This window comes from Halomonas urmiana (assembly GCF_005780185.1).
GTDB lineage: Bacteria > Pseudomonadota > Gammaproteobacteria > Pseudomonadales > Halomonadaceae > Halomonas > Halomonas urmiana.
Genome location: NZ_VBUI01000016.1, coordinates 45082 through 62214, shown reverse-complemented (window position 1 = coordinate 62214; position 17133 = coordinate 45082). Strand labels below are relative to the sequence as shown.

At 67.8% G+C, this 17133-nt stretch carries 17 protein-coding genes; 13 read left to right on the top strand and 4 right to left on the bottom strand.

Annotation, left to right across the window (positions count from 1 at the left end; all coding sequences use genetic code 11):
* Positions 1-99: 99 nt before the first annotated feature.
* The 7 genes from FEI13_RS11425 (at position 100) to FEI13_RS11395 (ending at position 6248) form a co-directional block, all read left to right on the top strand.
* Positions 100-666 carry a TRAP transporter small permease gene (locus FEI13_RS11425; protein WP_138181648.1) on the top strand — a complete coding sequence of 189 codons (567 nt, stop codon included), beginning with the start codon at positions 100-102 and terminating at the stop codon, positions 664-666.
* Entirely contained in the window at positions 659-1957 is a 1299-nt protein-coding gene (locus FEI13_RS11420; RefSeq protein ID WP_138181647.1) for a TRAP transporter large permease, read from the top strand. The genes FEI13_RS11425 and FEI13_RS11420 overlap by 8 nt, the downstream gene beginning before the upstream one ends.
* A gap of 44 nt (positions 1958-2001) precedes the next feature.
* Complete coding sequence (dctP, locus tag FEI13_RS11415; protein WP_138181646.1) at positions 2002-2997, top strand: TRAP transporter substrate-binding protein DctP; 996 nt, start codon at positions 2002-2004, stop codon at positions 2995-2997.
* A gap of 65 nt (positions 2998-3062) precedes the next feature.
* On the top strand, positions 3063-4187 hold the full coding sequence (locus tag FEI13_RS11410) for an NAD(P)/FAD-dependent oxidoreductase (RefSeq protein ID WP_138181645.1): 1125 nt from the start codon (positions 3063-3065) through the stop codon (positions 4185-4187).
* Positions 4165-4497 (top strand): (2Fe-2S)-binding protein, encoded by a 333-nt coding sequence (locus FEI13_RS11405; RefSeq protein WP_138181644.1) that lies wholly within the window; start codon positions 4165-4167, stop codon positions 4495-4497. The genes FEI13_RS11410 and FEI13_RS11405 overlap by 23 nt, the downstream gene beginning before the upstream one ends.
* Positions 4484-5893, top strand: coding sequence for an FAD/NAD(P)-dependent oxidoreductase (locus FEI13_RS11400; protein ID WP_138181643.1), 1410 nt, complete (start codon positions 4484-4486; stop codon positions 5891-5893). Before FEI13_RS11405 ends, FEI13_RS11400 begins: the two co-directional genes overlap by 14 nt.
* A 1-nt stretch (position 5894) precedes the next feature.
* Positions 5895-6248 (top strand): RidA family protein, encoded by a 354-nt coding sequence (locus FEI13_RS11395; protein WP_138181642.1) that lies wholly within the window; start codon positions 5895-5897, stop codon positions 6246-6248.
* A gap of 72 nt (positions 6249-6320) precedes the next feature.
* Here FEI13_RS11395 and FEI13_RS11390 read toward each other — a convergent pair whose 3' ends face one another.
* The 3 genes from FEI13_RS11390 to FEI13_RS11380 form a co-directional block, all read right to left on the bottom strand.
* A complete protein-coding gene (locus tag FEI13_RS11390; RefSeq protein WP_138181641.1) occupies positions 6321-7250 on the bottom strand; it encodes a DUF808 domain-containing protein in 930 nt (309 codons plus the stop codon).
* Between the two features lie 128 nt (positions 7251-7378).
* A complete protein-coding gene (locus FEI13_RS11385; RefSeq protein ID WP_138181640.1) occupies positions 7379-7831 on the bottom strand; it encodes a universal stress protein in 453 nt (150 codons plus the stop codon).
* Positions 7832-7978: 147 nt separating this feature from the next.
* On the bottom strand, positions 7979-8872 hold the full coding sequence (locus tag FEI13_RS11380) for a LysR family transcriptional regulator (protein ID WP_138181639.1): 894 nt from the start codon (positions 8870-8872) through the stop codon (positions 7979-7981).
* Between the two features lie 112 nt (positions 8873-8984).
* Here FEI13_RS11380 and FEI13_RS11375 point away from each other — a divergent pair, with 112 nt between their 5' ends.
* From FEI13_RS11375 to FEI13_RS11350, 6 genes are all read left to right on the top strand, one after another.
* A complete protein-coding gene (locus FEI13_RS11375; RefSeq protein WP_138181638.1) occupies positions 8985-10427 on the top strand; it encodes an aldehyde dehydrogenase family protein in 1443 nt (480 codons plus the stop codon).
* Positions 10428-10449: 22 nt separating this feature from the next.
* Positions 10450-11457, top strand: a complete 1008-nt coding sequence (locus FEI13_RS11370; RefSeq protein WP_193555734.1) for a dipeptidase — start codon at positions 10450-10452, stop codon at positions 11455-11457.
* Between the two features lie 65 nt (positions 11458-11522).
* Positions 11523-13112 carry a BCCT family transporter gene (locus FEI13_RS11365; RefSeq protein ID WP_138181637.1) on the top strand — a complete coding sequence of 530 codons (1590 nt, stop codon included), beginning with the start codon at positions 11523-11525 and terminating at the stop codon, positions 13110-13112.
* Positions 13105-14856 (top strand): hypothetical protein, encoded by a 1752-nt coding sequence (locus FEI13_RS11360; RefSeq protein ID WP_138181636.1) that lies wholly within the window; start codon positions 13105-13107, stop codon positions 14854-14856. Before FEI13_RS11365 ends, FEI13_RS11360 begins: the two co-directional genes overlap by 8 nt.
* Positions 14853-15620, top strand: coding sequence for a DUF3726 domain-containing protein (locus FEI13_RS11355; protein WP_138181635.1), 768 nt, complete (start codon positions 14853-14855; stop codon positions 15618-15620). The genes FEI13_RS11360 and FEI13_RS11355 overlap by 4 nt, the downstream gene beginning before the upstream one ends.
* A 15-nt stretch (positions 15621-15635) precedes the next feature.
* A complete protein-coding gene (locus tag FEI13_RS11350; RefSeq protein WP_138181634.1) occupies positions 15636-16022 on the top strand; it encodes a RidA family protein in 387 nt (128 codons plus the stop codon).
* A gap of 28 nt (positions 16023-16050) precedes the next feature.
* On the opposite strand, the gene FEI13_RS11345 is transcribed toward FEI13_RS11350, so the two are convergent.
* Entirely contained in the window at positions 16051-16971 is a 921-nt protein-coding gene (locus FEI13_RS11345; RefSeq protein WP_138181633.1) for a LysR family transcriptional regulator, read from the bottom strand.
* Positions 16972-17133: the final 162 nt, after the last annotated feature.

Below are 17133 nucleotides of genomic sequence, written 5' to 3'. Positions count from 1 at the left end.
ATCATACAAACAAACGATTTGATGTTATATACCGCTGCTTCCAAGCTTACCCACAAGCCACGGCCCTGGCTGACAACCACAACAAGCGAGAACGGCCTTATGGAACGACTCTTTCGCTATACCTTGACCCTGCTGATCACCATCGTTGCCGGCAGTCAGTTCATTCAGGTCATCACCCGCTACATCCTGGAGACACCGATCATGGGTCTCGAGGAGATGGCGCTGATCCCGACCCTGTGGCTCTACCTGCTCGGCAGCGTCAACGCCTCCCGTGAAGATACCCAGATCCGCGCCAACGTCCTCGACATCTTCCTCAAGACCGAGCGCGCCCGGGCCGCCCTCAAGGCCATCGCCGACGGCCTCAGCGTTGCCATATCGATCTGGCTCGCCACCTGGGCCTGGGACTTCTTCACCTACTCCTGGCGAGTGGGCAAGGGGACCCCGACGCTCTACCTGCCGACCTTCCTCTACGAGTCGGCGGTGTTCATCGGTCTCGCGTTGATGATCGTCTTCACCCTCTGGCACCTGCTGCGCAACCTCGGCTACGTGTTCGGCCTGCGCTCCGAACCCGACCAGGCCGCCGGAGATCCCGACTTCCCCGAGACCGCCGAGGTCCACGAGTTCCAGATCCTGACCGACGCCAACAAGGACAAGCCCAATGATTGAAGTCGCGCTGCTGGCCTTCGCGGCCCTGATCCTGCTGCTGACGCTGGGCGTCCCGCTGCCCTACTGCTTCGGTGCGGCCCTGATGGTGATGACCACCGTCGGCGACGCCACCATGCGCGGGCTGACGATGTGGGGGGTGAGCCAGCTGACCAACCCGATCCTCCTGGCGATCCCGCTGTTCGTGTTTGCCGGCACCCTGATGAGCATCAGCGGCATCGCCTCGAGCCTGCTGAAGTTCGTCAACATCTTCGTCGGCCGGGTCCGCGGCGGCCTGGGCGCCGTGGCCACGGTCAGCTGCGCCATCATCGGCGCCATCTCCGGCAGCGGCTTGACCGGCATCGCGGCGGTAGGGCCGCTGCTCATCCCCGAGATGGAGCGCAAGGGCTACCCGCGCGCCTACTCCACGGCACTGATCGCCAACTCTTCCATCCTGGGGCTGCTGATTCCCCCCAGCGTGACCATGATCGTCTACGGCTGGGTCACCGACACCTCCATCCTGGCCAGCTTTCTCGCCACGCTGGGGCCGGGCCTGTTGATCATGTTCAACTTCTGCCTCGTCAACATGTTCATGACGCGCAAGTTCGACCTGGTCCTGGACGAGCCGATGGTGCTGAGCGAGCACCTGAGGGAGGCCAGCCGACGCACCGTCCATGCAATTCCGGCCCTGATGATGCCGGTCATCATCCTCGGCGGCATCTACGGCGGCATCATGACGCCCACCGAGGCAGCTGCGGTGGCCGTCATCTATGCCCTGCCGGTGGGTTTCATGATCTATCGCGGCCTGACCTGGCGCACCCTGCTGGAAGCCGGCAAGGAATCAGCCACCTCAATCGGCGCCATCCTGATCATGATCCTGTTCAGCCTGATGCTCAGCCAGATCTATGTGATGGAAGGGATCCCGCAGCAGCTGGTCGACCTGATCTTCCAGATCACCGACAACAAGTTCGTCCTGCTGCTGTTGATCAACCTGCTGCTCTTCGGCATCGGCATGGTGGTCAACGACATCACGGCCATCATCCTCACGGCCCCGTTGCTGCTGCCCCTGATGAACGCCCTTGGCGTCACCCCGGTGCAGTTCGCCGCCATCATGGGCGTCAACACCGCCATGGGCGGCGTGACGCCCCCCTACGCCAGCATCCTCTACCTGGGAGCCCGGATCGGCAAGGTGAAGTTCACCGAGGTGGTGAAACCCGCCATGGTGCTCATCCTGTTCGGTTACATCCCGGTCGTGGTGCTGGTATCCGCCTGGCCTGACCTGTCCGAGTTCCTGCCCGGCCTGTTTGGCTACTAAACCCGCAACCCATGCACTACCCGCAACAACACCTGGAGAAAACAATGAAAATGCCAACCCCCAAGCTGCTTGTCAGCGCCATCGCCCTCTCGACCCTGGTCGGCGTGGCAGAAGCCGCGACCCTCAAGCTCTCCCACGTGCGCCCCCAGGACACGGCCATCGACAAGGCCGCCACGGCGCTCGCCGAAGACGTCGCCGCCGCCACCGATGGCGAGCTGAACGTCCGGCTGTTCCCTGCCAGTGCCCTGGGCGACTACACCGTGGTGCAGGAGCGTGTCGGCCTCGGCGCCATCGATATGGCGGTGCAGCCGCCGGCCTCCGGCGCCGACAAGCGCTTCCAGCTGGCCTACCTGCCCTACCTCGTGCAGAACTGGTCGGACGCGAAGCAGATGTTCTCGGACGGCGCCGTGATGCGTGACGAGGTCGAGTCGCTCTACGCCGAACAGAACATCCACGTGCTCGCGGGCTGGCCGGTCTACTTCGGCGGCATCGCCCTCAACAGCGAGGTGGAGAATGCGGCCGACCCGACGGTCGACAAGGGCGCGAAACTACGGGTACCACCCATGAAGTCCTTCCAGTTGCTGGCCGATAACACCGGCTACATCGGCTCGCCCCTGCCGTTCTCCGACGCCTTCACGGCGATCCAGACCGGCGTGGTCGACGGGATCATGGGCTCGGGTGCCGAGGGCTACTACGCCTCCTTCCGCGACGTCACCAACTACTACCTGCCGCTCAACACCCACTTCGAGATGTGGTACCTGCTGATCAACAACGACATCTACGAGGAACTCGAGGCGGACCAGCAGGCGGCGCTCGATACCGCCGCCGAGAGTTTCGAGGCGGCCCGCTGGGAGGCGGCCCAGGCCGACCAGGCTCGCAACGAGGGCCTGCTGGAGGAAGCCGGGGCCACCATCCTGCCGGTCAGCGAGGAACAGATTGCCGCCCACGCCGAGATCGCTCGCGAGCAGGTCTGGCCCGAGATCATCGAGGACATCGGTGCCGACTGGGCCAGCGACGTGCTCGAACGCGCCACTCCCTGACCTGCCTGGGCCCGGCCGTCCGGCCGGGCCTGTCACGAGACACGCACATCACTCAGGAATCCACGATGACGCAAGCGACGACAAGCGACTCGCGTACGGCCGACGTGTGCCTGGTGGGTGGCGGGCTGGTCGGCATGGCCATCGCGCTGGGCCTGCAGCGCCATGGTCTGAAGGTCGCGGTACTCGACGAAGGGGACGTCGCCCTGCGCGCCTCGCGCGGCAACTTCGGCCTGGTCTGGGTCCAGGGCAAGGGTGACACCCTGCCGGAATACGCCCAGGTCACTCGCCTGTCGGCGAGCCTCTGGCCGGATCTGGCGCGCCGCCTCCGGGACACCACCGGCATCGACGTGCAGCTCGAGCAGCGCGGCGGCCTCTACCTGTGCCTCACCCAGGAGGAGCTGGAGGCCAGGACAGCCATGCTGACCCGCATGCGCGACGCGGCCGGCGGCGACTACCCCTTCGAAACGCTGGATCTCGACCAGGTGCGCGACTACTTTCCCGACATCGGTGACGAGGTCGCCGGCGCCACCTGGGGCCCCGAGGACGGCCACCTCAACCCCCTGCTGCTGCTGCGCGCCATGACTGAGCGCTTCCTCGCCCAGGGCGGCGTGATCGACAACGGCGGCCGAGTCCGGGACATCGACCGTCAGGGCGAGTCCTTCCGGATCACCACGCCGGCCGGCGTCTGGTCCTGCGCCAAGGTCGTGCTGGCCGCGGGCCTGGGCAATCGTGAGCTCGCCCCCAAGGTCGGCCTGTCGGCGCCGGTGTTCCCCAACCGGGGGCAAGTGCTGGTGGCCGAGCGCGTGCGTCACTTCCTCGACTACCCCACCGGCCACGTCCGGCAGACCGGCGAGGGCACCGTGCAGATCGGCGATTCCAAGGAGGACGTCGGCTTCGACAGCGGCACCACCACGGACGTCATGGCCCAGATCGCCCACCGCGCCGTGCGTCTCTTCCCGCTACTTCGCGACGTCAAGATGGTGCGCGCCTGGGGGGCGTTGCGCGTGATGACACCGGATGGCTATCCGATCTACGAGGCGTCACGGGAGTGCCCCGGGGCCTACCTGGTGACCTGCCACAGCGGCGTGACCCTGGGAGCCCTGCACGAAGGCCCCCTTGCAGACTGGATCGCCAGCGATGAAACCGACCTGCCCCTGGAGGTGTTCCATGCCCAACGCTTCAGCCTTTGAACGCCTGCCCTGCCGTCCCCAGGTCAGGGTGACGGTGTTCGTGGAGGGCGCCCCCGTCGAGATGCAGGCGCATGACAGCGCCGCCGCCGCGGTGTTGGCCGCGGGGCTCCTGCCCTCGCGCACCACCCCGGCCGGCGACTCGCCGCGGGCGCCCTACTGCCTGATGGGCGCGTGTTTCGAGTGCCTGGTCGAGATCGACGGCGCGCCCAACCAGCAGGGCTGCATGATCCCCGTGCGCGACGGCATGCGAATTCGCCGGCAGTACGGGGCACGCGACATGCACGGGGAGGGCCCTCATGGCGACGCCTGACTACGACCTGATCATCATCGGCGCCGGCCCCGCCGGCATGGCCGCCGCCGTGGAAGCCGGCCAGCAAGGACTGCGTTGCGCCCTGCTCGACGAGCAGGAGGAGGCCGGCGGCCAGATCTACCGGGCCATCGGACGCACCCCCCTGAAGGATGAACACATCCTCGGCGATGACTACTATCACGGCCGCGACCTTCTCCACGCCTTCGAGCACGCCGGCACGGACTACCGCCCGGGCACGACCGTCTGGGGCGTCGAGGACGACCTGAGCCTCGACGTCTCCCGTCAGGGCCGCAGCCAGCGGCTCCGCACCCGGCGGCTGCTGGTGGCCACCGGCGCTCAGGAACGCCCGGTGCCCTTCCCGGGCTGGACCCTGCCGGGCGTGATGACCGGCGGCGCCGCCCAGATCCTGCTCAAGAGCAGCGCCATGGCCCCTCCTGGCCCCATCGTGCTGGCCGGCAGCGGCCCCCTGTTGCTGCTGGTCGCCGCCCAGCTGGCGCGTGCCGGGGTGAGCGTCGAGGCACTGCTCGATACCACTCCGCGCGGCAACTGGCGTCGCGCGGCGCGACATCTCGCCGGCGCGCTGCGCAACCCGCGGCTGCTGGCCAAGGGCCTGGGGCTGCTCTGGGAGATTCGCCGCGGCGCCATCCCCCACCTCAAGGGGGTCGATGACCTCGAGGCCCTGTCGCGCGACGGGGAGCGCATGACGCACCTGCGCTACCGGCAAGGGGGACACTCCCAGGAGCGCGAGTGCCAGACCCTGCTGGTGCACCAGGGCGTGGTACCCAACGTCCAGCTGACCCGCGCGCTCGAGCTGGCGCACGACTGGGACGAGACCCAGCAATGCTGGCGGCCCCGGCTCGATGCCTGGGGCGAGACGTCTCGCCCGGGGGTCTTCGTGGCCGGCGATTCCGGCGGCATCGCCGGCGCCCAGGCCGCCGAGGAAGCGGGCCGCCTGGCGGCCCTGGCCATCGCCGAGCAGCTCGAGCGCATCGACGCCTCGGCGCGCGATCGTCTCGCCTCACCACTGCGCCGGCGCCTGGCGCCCCAACTGGCCATCCGCCCCTTCCTGGACATGCTCTACCAGCCGGCTAGGCGTTTCCTGGTCCCCGAGGACGACACCATCGTCTGCCGCTGCGAGGAAGTCACGGCGGGAGAGCTGCGCCGCATCGCCGATGCCGGCTGCCGAGGCCCCAACCAGGCCAAGGCCTTCTGCCGGGCCGGCATGGGGCCTTGCCAAGGGCGGCTGTGCGGACTGACCGTCTCCCAGGTCATCGCCGACCAGTGCAGCGAGCCGGTCGACGCGGTCGGCTATTACCACATCCGCCCCCCGATCAAGCCGCTCAGCCTGGGGGAGCTGGCCAGCCTTAACGAACCCGACATCACGACGAGGAATTGAGATGACCCTGCAACGCTTCGAGACCGGCGTGCGCATGAGCCGCGCCGTCGTTCACCACGACACGGCCTACCTGTGCGGCCAGGTGGCCGAGGACCGTCACGCCGACATCACCGGCCAGACCGAGACCATGCTGGCCAGGGTCGATGCCCTGCTGGAGAGCATCGGCAGCGACCGAGAGCACCTGCTCTCCGCGACCCTCTATCTCAAGGACATGGCGCTCTTCGACGACATGAATCGCGTCTGGGACGCCTGGGTCCCCGAGGGCAAGGCCCCTGCACGGGCCTGCGTGGAGGCGCGCTTGGCAAGCCCCGAGCTGCTGGTCGAGATCTCCGTGGTAGCCGCCCTGGCCAACTGAAGCGGCTAAACACATCGGCTCCTCCACTGGGCCCCGCGAGCGATCGTGGGGCCCTTGGCGTTGCTCGCCGGCTCAGTGTCCCTTGCTGGCCCATAGCCGCTGTACGAGACTCACCGCGCCCAGCAGCAGCGCGCCGACCAGCAGGCCGAAGAGCATGTTGAGCAGCGACGGGCCCAGGCCATGGACCACGGCATCGAGCCCAGGAATATCGAGACGGGTCTCGGCCACGCCCTGCACCAGGTGATGGACGGCGGGAATGCCGTGGGTGAGGATGCCGCCGCCGACCAGGAACATCGCCACGGTGCCGACCACCGACAGTCCCTTCATCAGGTAGGGCGCGCCGGCCAGCAGGCCTCGCCCGACCGATGCCGACAGCCCCTCGCGGCGGCTCAGATAGAGGCCCAGGTCGTCGATCTTGACGATCCCCGCGACCAGCCCGTAGACGCCGACCGTGATCGCGAGGCCGATGCCGATCAGCACCGCGACCTGCATGCCCAGGGCCTCACCGGCGACCGTCCCCAGGGTGATCACGATGATCTCGGCGGAGAGGATGAAATCGGTGCGCACCGCGCCCTTGATCCTCTGCGCCTCGAAGGCGCGCATGTCGACCGTCTCGTCGGCCACGGCCTCGAGACGCTGGCGATGCTCCTCCTTTGCCTTCTCTCCTTGCTGAAAAGTGTGCGCCAGCTTCTCGACGCCTTCAAAGCAGAGGTAGGCGCCGCCGAGCATCAGCAGCAGGGTGACCGCCCAGGGCAGCAGCGCGCTGATCGCGAGCGCCGCCGGAATGAGGATCAGCTTGTTAATGAGCGAGCCCCGCGCCACCGCCCAGACCACCGGCAGCTCGCGGTCGGCCTGGACGCCGGTAACCTGCTGGGCGTTGAGCGCCAGATCGTCCCCCAGCACGCCGGCGGTCTTCTTGGCCGCCACCTTGGTCATCAGCGAGACGTCATCGAGGAGCGTGGCGATATCGTCGATCAGGGTCAGTAGGCTGCTGCCGGCCACGCGGTGACTCCTTGGAATGAAGAGGCGAGAGAGGGGCGGCAGCGCGGGAACGCTTCACCGCAAGGGGCCGACGATGGACGCCGGCCCCGGAAGAGTGCCCTGGAAAACGCTCCGATCAGCAGCCCCGATCAGGTCACGGTGATCACGGTGCAGCCGGCGGTATGGCTGACCTTGTGGGAGACGCTGCCGAAGACCATGCCGCGCATGTCGCTGACACCGCGGCTCCCCATGATGATGGCATCGACGCCGAGGCTCTCGGCCGCTTCGTTGATGCACTCGGCCGGACGGCCCTGGCGCACCACCTCCTCGACCTCGATGCCCTCGAGATCGACCGCGCCTCGCGCCTGGTCGATGATCTTGCGCGCCTCGTCCTTCATGCCGGCGGCCAGCTTCTCGCGATCCTCCTCGGAGAATGGCTCGGCGGTACCGCCGGTGAACAGGCCGATGTTGTCGGGCGGAAACTCGGCCACGGTCATCAGGTGCAGGGTCACCCCCGTGCCGCGGGCCAGCTGGGCCGCCACGGTGAGCGCCTTCTCGGCATGGGAGGAACCATCGAGCGGGACAAGGATTGACGTATACATGGCGGGTCTGGGTCCTGTGCGGGTGGGAAGCGGGCCGCGGCCGGCCCTTTACTCTCAAGACTAGACGCTACCCACATTTCGGCAAATACCGATATACAAGGCGCGCTCGGATCGCCGGCCGAAAGCGATGCGAGGGACGCCTGGTCGTCAGGGGATGGCGAAGGCCTGAGCGCGGAGCGACTCGATGACGAAGGCTTCCATGGCCTGGGCCGCCGGGGAGAGACTGCGCTTCCCGGGGCGCAGCAGGCCCAGCTCGCGCTCCACCATCGGATCCACCAGCGGGATGAAGCGCAGCCGCTCGTACTCCTGGGGGAAGGCGAGCCGCGGCAGGGTGGTGATGCCGATCCCCGCCACCAGCATGGCGGTCAGCGAGATCATGTTGGAAATGTCGAAGGCGCTCTCGGCCAGCAGCGGCTCGGCCTCGGTGCCCTCCAACAGCCGCGAGGTGCCGTTGCGGATCAGCACCTGGCCCTGCAGCGCCTCCCAGCCCAGCTCGGCACGCTCGGCCAGGGGATGATCATCCCGGCACACCACGCCGACATCGTCGCGCATCAGCGGCATGAAGGAGAGCTCGTCGTCCTCCCGCCACAGGCTGGTGATCCCCAGCTCGACCTCCCCGCCGGCCACCAGGCGCCGGACGAAGTCTGCGCTGCCGTCGTGCAGGCTTACCCGCAGGTCGGGATAGCGCAGGATGAAGTCGCTGAGCAGCCGCGGCATCAGCCGGCTGGCCACCGAGGGCACCGCGGCCATGTCGACGTGCCCCGCCTGTTTCTGCACCTGCGCCCAGAGCTCCCGGCTCAGGCGGTCGTGCTGGGTGATCAGCTCGCGGAAGCGCGGCAGACAGTAGCGACCGAAGGGCGTGAGGGCCGCCTTGCCGCCCTTCTCGAACAACGGCTCGCCCAGCCGCTGCTCCAGCTCGCGCACCGCCATGGACACCGCCGGCTGGGTGCGGTGCAGCTGTCGGGCCGCGGCGTGGAAGCCGCCCTCGTCGACGATGGCCAGCACGCAGCGCAGCGGTTGAATCTTGAGCTCCGGCAGCATGGCCACCTCCCCGCCTAATGGTAAGAAAAGCTGATCATAGGATCTTTTTTATTGATTATGCTTATCTTGGACGCTCACCTAGGATGACGGCAACGTCACTAAGGAGGTTTCCATGTCACACGTTCATTCCCTCTACATCGATGGCAGCTGGGTCGAAGGCCAGGACAGCATCGCCAACGTCAATCCGTCCGACACCAGCGACGTGATCGGCCACTACGCCCAGGCCGGCGTCGACCAGGTCGGCCTGGCCATCGCCGCGGCGCGGCGCGGCGTGAACGAGTGGCGCCATAGCGGCCTGGAGCAGCGCTACGGCGTGCTGATGGCCATCGGCGACGAGCTGTTCGCCCGCAAGGACGAACTGGGCCGCCTGCTGGCCCGCGAAGAGGGCAAGGCCCTGGCCGAGGGCGTGGGCGAAGTCTATCGCTCCGCGCAGTTCTTCCACTACTACGCCGCCGAGGTACTGCGCCAGATCGACGAGCGAGTCGACTCCGTGCGCCCGGGCGTCGAGGTCGACACGCGCCGCGAGCCGGTCGGCGTGGTGGGCATCATCAGCCCCTGGAACTTTCCCATGGCCACCGCGGTGTGGAAGATCGCCCCGGCGCTGGCCTTCGGCAACGCCGTGATCTTCAAGCCGGCCAACCTGGTGCCGGCCAGCGCCTGGGCGCTGACCGACATCATCAGCCGCCAGGCGCTGCCCGCCGGCACCTTCAACCTGCTGATGGGCCCGGGTTCCAGCGTCGGCGATGCGCTCATTTCCAGCCCCGACATCCACGCCCTAAGCTTCACCGGCTCGCTGGACGTGGGCCGCCGCGTGGCCGCCGCCACCGCCGGCAACCTGGTCAAGTGCCAGCTGGAGATGGGCTCCAAGAACGCCCTGATCGTCGCCGACGACGCCAACCTCGACCTGGCCGTGGAGGCCGCCTTCGCCGGTGCCTACTCCGGCACCGGCCAGAAGTGCACCGCCTCCTCGCGCCTGATCGTCACCGAGGCCGTGCACGACGCCTTCGTCGAGAAGCTGGTCGCCAAGCTCGAGACCATCCGCGTCGGCCACGCCCTGGAAGACGGCGTGCACATCGGCCCCGCCGTGGACGCCCGCCAGCTGGAGTCCAACCTGGCCTGGATCGAGCGCGCCCGCGCCGACGGCGCCACCCTGGCCTTCGGCGGCGAGCGCCTCACCCGCGACACCAACGGCTTCTACATGGCCCCGACGCTGTTCGTCGACACCACCAATGACATGGCCATCAACCGCGAGGAGGTCTTCGGGCCGATCGCCTGCGTGATCAAGGTGCGCGACTACGAGGAGGCCGTGGCCACCCTCAACGACACCAACTTCGGCCTCACCGCCGGCATCATCACCGACTCCCTGAAGCTCGCCAGCGACTTCAAGGCCCGCGCCGAGACCGGCTGCGTGATGGTCAACCTGGCCACCGCCGGCACCGATTATCACGTGCCCTTCGGTGGCCGCAAGGACTCCAGCTTCGGTCCCCGCGAGCAGGGCCGCTACGCCCGCGAGTTCTACACCGTGGTCAAGACCTGCTACGTCAAGGCCGGCTGAGCCGAGGCCTGAGGAGAGCGTCATGTCAAAAGAGCTGCTGATCGTCGACGGCCTGCAGTACTCCAACTGGTCGCGGGAGATCTTCGAGCAGATGCGCGAGGGCGGCGTCGATGCCGTCCACGCCACCCTCGTCTATCACGAGAACATCCGCGAGACCCTGACCCGCCTGGGCGAGTGGAATCGCCGCTTCGAGGCCCATGGCGACCTGATCATGCCGGTGCGGGAGGCGGGCGACATCGAGCGCGCCCGCCAGGCCGGCAAGGTGGGAATCTTCCTGGGCGCCCAGAACTGTTCGCCCATCGAGGATGACATCGACATGGTCGCGGTGATGCGCGACCTGGGGCTGCTGATCATGCAGCTGACCTACAATAACCAGAGCCTGCTGGCCTGTGGCTGCTACGAGGCCGAGGACAGCGGCATCACCCGCTTCGGTCGCCAGGTGATCCGCGAGATGAACCGGGTGGGCATGGTCATCGACATGTCGCACAGCGCCGAGCGCTCGACCCTGGAAGCCGTGGAGCTCTCCGAGCGTCCGGTGATCATCTCCCATGCCAACCCGAGCTCCTTCCATGCGGCCAAGCGCAACAAATCGGACAAGGTGCTCGAGGCGATCGCCGAGTCCGGCGGCCTGCTGGGCTTCTCCGCCTACCCCTTCCACCTGAAGAACGGGCCGGACTGCAGCCTCGAAGACTACTGCGACATGATCGCCCGCACCGCCGACCTGATGGGCATCGAGCATATCGGCATCGGCACCGACCTGTGCCAGGCGCAGCCGACCTCGGTGCTGGAGTGGATGCGCAACGGTCGCTGGTCGAAGGAGATGGACTACGGCGAGGGCAGCCAGGGCAACGCCGGCTGGCCGCGGCCGCTCGCCTGGCTGCGCGACAGCCGTGACTTCCCCAACCTGGTTGCGGGACTGCGCCAGCGCGGCTTCGATGAGGCATCAATCGCGCGCATCATGGGCCAGAACTGGGTCGAGCTGCTGGCGCGGGCCGCCACGCCGGCCCGGGCCGAGGAGGCGGCCGCCTGACATCGGCGCACGCTTCGGGACAATAATAAGGGCCCCTCAGGGGCCCCCATGCAAAGGCCACCGACATGACACAACATAACGCCACTCACTCCGCCGCGCCGACGCGGCGCGAGCACCGCCTGGGCGATCCCGTCGTCCTGGTGCTCAGCGTCGGCTTCATCCTGCTGTTCATCGCCCTGTCGCTGTATGACGTCGACTGGGTGGCCGAGGGCATCGGCGCCGGCTTCGCCTGGACCGCCGCTACCCTCGGCTCCTACTTCCAGCTGCTACTGCTGCTGACCTTCTTCATCGGCATCGGCGTGGCCCTCACCCCCGCCGCCAGCGCGCGGATCGGCAACCTCGCCACGCCGGAGATCAGCACCTTCAAGTGGCTGTCGATCATCATGTGCACCCTGCTGGCCGGCGGCGGCGTGTTCTTCGCCGCCGGCGAGCCAGTCTATCACTTCGTGGTCACCCCGCCGGCCTTCGACAGCGAGGCCGGCACGGTCGACGCCGTGGCCGGCGCCCTGGCGCAGTCGTTCATGCACTGGGGCTTTCTGGCCTGGGCGGTGCTCGGCTCGCTGACCGCGGTGGTGCTGGCCCACGCCCACTACGACAAGGGCCGGCCGCTGCAGCCGCGCACCCTGCTCACCCCGATCCTCGGCGAGCGCATCATCCAGGGGCCCGTCGGCGGCGTGATCGACGCCCTGTGCGTGATCGCCGTGGTCGCCGGCACCGTGGGGCCCATCGGCTTTCTGGCCACCCAGGTCAGCTTCGGCCTGCACGAGCTGTTCGGGGTCTCCGAGGGCTATGGCACCCAGCTCGCCATCCTCGTCGCGCTGGCCGTGGTCTACGTCACCTCGGCGGTGACCGGCATCCATCGGGGCATCCAGATCCTCAGCCGCTTCAACGTCTTCCTGGCGCTGGCCATCGCCGCGGTGATCTTCGTCTTCGGCCCGACACTGTTCCTGACCAACGCCTTCACCCAGGGCTTCGGCACCTACCTGACCTCCTTCTTCTCGATGGCCACCATGACCGCCGAGACCGCGCCTGCCTGGTGGATGCAGTGGTGGACGGTGTTCTTCTTCGCCTGGTTCATCGGCTACGGGCCGCTGATGGCGATCTTCGTGGCGCGCATCTCGCGCGGCCGCTCGATCCGCCAGATGATCCTGGCCGTGGCCGTGATGGCGCCGATCGCCACCACCATCTGGTTCACCCTGCTCGGCGGCTCGGGCATCCACTACCAGCTGACCGGCGTGATCGACCTCACCGAGGCGCTTAACAACTTCCAGTTCGACGTGGCCACCCTCACCGTGGCCCAGGCGCTGCCCGGCGGCACCCTGATGGCCGTGGCGATCCTGGTGCTGACCACCATCTTCGTCGCCACCACCGGCGACTCCATGAGCTACGCCATCGCCGTGGTGGGCTCCGGGCACGATCGTCCCAGCTCACTGATTCGCGCCTTCTGGGGCATCGCCATGGCCATCATGGCGGGCATCCTGCTCTACATGGGCGCCGGCCAGATCAGCGTGCTGCAGCAGTTCATCGTCATCACCGCCATTCCGGTCTCACTGGTGCTGCTGCCCTCGCTGTGGACCGGCCCCCAGGCCGCCTACGCCATGGCCCGCGAGCAGGGCCTGCTGGCCCGCCGCTCTGTGGAGACCCCCGATGCTTGAGTACCGCTACCCGATCGCCGGCACGGTGCCACTGCGTAACGCCGGCGAGGTCATGGACCTCGAGCGGCTGGGCAGCCTGCCGGCCAGCCGCCTGAGCTTCGTGCGCAGCCTGGTGCGCCAGATGGCGCGCCAGCGCTGGCAGATCAGCACCGCACGCTTCGACCTGGATGAGCACGGACACGGCGTCGCCATCTATCGCCTGCAGACCCCCCAGGGGCGCTATCACGGGGTGATCTTCTCCCAGCAGCTGGCCGACGACCAGCGCTCCGACCGGGTGATCGCCCAGGCCTGGGACGTGACCTTCGGCGTGATCGAGGGCGACGTCGACGACGCCCTGCTCAAGCAAATGGCCGCCAATGTGCCGCTGCAGGAGGCCGGCCGCCAGCATCCGCGGCTGCTGGTGCTCTCCCGCGCCAACCGCAGCCTGCGCAACTTCGCCCACTTCGTGGAGGCGCTCTCTGCCGGGCAGCAGCCCGATCCCGCCTGGCTGACCCGGGTCGGCTACCTCTACCGGACCACGGCGGTCTACGGCAATGGCAAGTTCGGCATCGCCGACTTCGTGCGCCTGCAGGACAATCCCGACTTCCACCGTCCCTTCTCGGCCCAGATGCTGGCGGTCTACCTGCTGCGCCACTTCTCCATCGAGCAGGTGGAACACATCGCCCGCTGCCAGGCACCCGAGCGCGCCGTGCCCATGGCCACCGAGCTGCGCCGCTACCTGGGCATCGGCAACTCCACCGGGCTCGGCATGGCGCCCTTCCTGATCAACCACCCTCAGCTGATCCAACAGTGGGTGACCTGCCGGGAGACCGCCCTGGCCCTGGTGCTCGGCCAGACACCCGACGAGGAGCGTCGCCAGCGGCTGATCGCACTGACCCGTCGCGCCATGCGCCATCTCGACCAGACGGTCACCGAGGATGCCGAGCAGGGCGAGCGCAATGCCGCCATCGTCGCGGCGCTGCCCGAGGTGATCGCCTGGCTCGAGGAGGTGCCGCTGGAGGAGGCCCTGTGGCCGCAGCTGGTGGCCTGGAGCGCGCGCACCCTGCCGCTGGAGGCCCAGGAACTGGTCAACACCCTGCTGATCGAGCTCTACCCCGAGCAGGTCGACCCGCTGGAGGACCAGATGGGCACCGATGAGCGCCTCGAGCTGACCCCGGACATGCCGCTGGTGCGCCTCAAGCAGCTCATCGAGACCCACTACGACTGGGCGCTGGCCGAGGACTTCGAGGCGCCCGAGGCGCGCTACTGGTTCTGGTACCGCTCCGCCGAGAAGGAGGAGCCGCGGCTCGGCGTGCGCGGCGTCGAGCCGGGGGCCGAGAAGGAGCTGTCGCTGGCCATCGCGCCGCGGGTCCATCACACCCACGGCGTGCTCTCCGAGTTCCTCGAGGCCAATCCCCGCGCCCTGGTGGTGGAGTTCCTGATCGCCCACCCGCGCCACAAGGACATCGTGCGGCGCATCCAGACCATGGCCGAGACACCCTACGGCGAGATCCGCGCCAACCTCTGGCATCGCGACATGAAGCCCATGCACCTGCTGCGCACCAAGCTTGCGTTCTTCGGCGCCGGACGCTTCGACCCCAAGTCCGACCGCTGGGTGCGCATCACCCTCTTCCAGGGCGCGCCCCTGGTCGAGGAGCTCAACGCCGAGCCCCGGGACCTGGCCGAGGTCGACGACTGGAGCTTCCCGCTGGAGCCCGAGGGGATCATGCACGCACAACGACAAGAGGCAGGAGAGACATCATGAAGGCGTCCTACAACGAGCTGCAGGGCCTGTGCCGCAAGGCGTTCATCGGCATGGGCTTCGAGGAAGGCGACGCGGCCGACGCCGCCGACATGGTCGCCTGGATGCAGTGCTTCGGCCTGGGCGGCCTGGCCGCCCTCAACCGCGGCCTGGACTTCCTGCTCACGGACGACCCCAACGAGCTGCCCAGCGTGCTCTACCAGGACGGCGACCTGGCGGTGGTCGACGGCCACGGACAGAGCGTGCTGCGAAGCTCCACCCTGGCGCTGGAGCTCGGCTTCGCCAAGGCGCGCGCACGCGGCCTCTCGGTGATCAAGATCCGCCATTGCCACAACCGCCAACTGATCATGGGCTACCTGGCACGGCTGGCCGGGCGCGGCATGAACGTCACCGCCTTCTGGCGCAACGCCGAGCATCCGCCGACCGAACAGGTCGTCGGCTTCCAGGCCAACAGCTCGGTCCCCGAGATCCGCGTCTACGCGGTCAAGGAAGTCCCGGAGGAGAACGAACCCAACGACGCCATCACCCTGGTGATGGCCAACCACGTCGACCTGCTGCCGGCGATGCGCTCGGACTACCGCTACGACCTGCTCGCACGCCACAACGAATCCGACCTGCTGGCCTGCCGCAACCAGTCCCTGGCCGAGGGCATCGAGGTCGAGGAGGCCGTCTGGGAGCGCCTCAAGCACCTCGCCACCCGCATGCTGGTGGAGGCCACCGAGGCCTCCCGGGAAGGGGCCGGCGCCGGCACCAACGATAACGACTGAGACGAGACCACCGACATGATTCACCCCGTAAGCACCGATCTCTTCGCCTCCAAGGCGCCCCTGGAATGGGCCGTCGTCGGTAACGGCATCCTGTTCACCGCCCAGATCCCCATCGGCGCCGACGGCCAGGTGGTCCAGGGCGGCATCGAGGCCCAGACCCGCCAGACCCTGGACAACCTCGTCCACACCCTGGAGAAGGCCGGCGCCGGCGTGGAGGCCCTGACCCAGGTGCTGATCTACGTCACCGCCCGCGAGGACCTGGCCACGGTCAACAAGGTCTACGCCGAGTACGTGCGCGAGCCCTACCCCAACCGCGCCGCCATCATCGTCTCCGGCTTCGCCCGGGAAGAGATGCTGGTCGAGATGGTGGCCTACGCGACCGTGGACGCCGAGGCGTCCTGAGCCCCGATCCCGCCGGGAGGGCGCTCCCTCAGTCCTCCCCCCGCAGGCCCAGCTCCTCGAGATAGCACTCCAATACCCGGTTGGGCGGCGCGCCCTTCCGGGTGATGGCACTGTAATGGGTCACGTAGCGGCAGGTGTCCGGCCTCAGGGCGCGCATCCTGCCGTCGCGCACCCAGCGCTCGGCAACATGCGTCGGCAGGTAGCCGATGTAGCGCCCAGAGAGGATCAGGAAGGCGATGCCCTCGCGATCGGTGGCCGAGGCGGTGGCCATGAGCGATTCGTGATGGGCCTTGATCTCTGGACTCTGGGCATAGGCCGGCGTCACGGCATCGCTGCTCGCCAGCTGCTCCTCCGTCACGGTCTCGGCGTCGAACAGCGGATGCCCGCTGGCGCAGTAGAGCCGCGAGGTCTCCTCGTAGAGCGCACGATAGTGCAGCCCGGGCAGGGTCTTGATCGCCGGCACCACCCCGGTGTGCAGGCGGCCGTCCAGCACGCCGAGTTCGATGTCGTGGGGCGGGATCATGCGGATGTTGATCTGCACGTCCGGCCCGCGCACCTTCAAGGCGCTCAAGGCATCGGTGATGTGCATCTCCGGCATGGTCACCAGGTTGTCGGTGATGCCGATGCTGAGCTCGCCCTTGAGCCAAGCATGAAGGCCGTTGACCCGGGTACGGAATCCTTCCGTCGCCGCCTGCAACTGCAGCGCGGCCTCATAGATCTCGGCCCCCTCGTCGGTCAGGGCGAAGCCGCTGCGGCCCCGCTGGCACAGCCGTAATCCCAACCGCGTCTCCAGGTCGCTCATCGCCATGCTGATAGCGGCGCGGCTGATGTTGAGCTCCACCTCGGCGGCGGAGAAGCCGCCGCACTCCACGACCTTGCGATAGATGCGCAGCAGCCGCAGGTCCGCATCGCTGAGCGCCCCGCTCAGCGCCTCCTTGCGACGTGCCATTGCCTCTCCCCCTCGCGGTGACGTGTCTCCCGAAGATTATTCCGGGAAGGGCAAAAAGTTAACTCAACGCTTACATGAAATTAAATAAGCCTAGATTTAACTTAGCTCAACCCTGAGCCACGCTGCTCTACAACGCCGCCAACAAGACGATGACAACAAGAG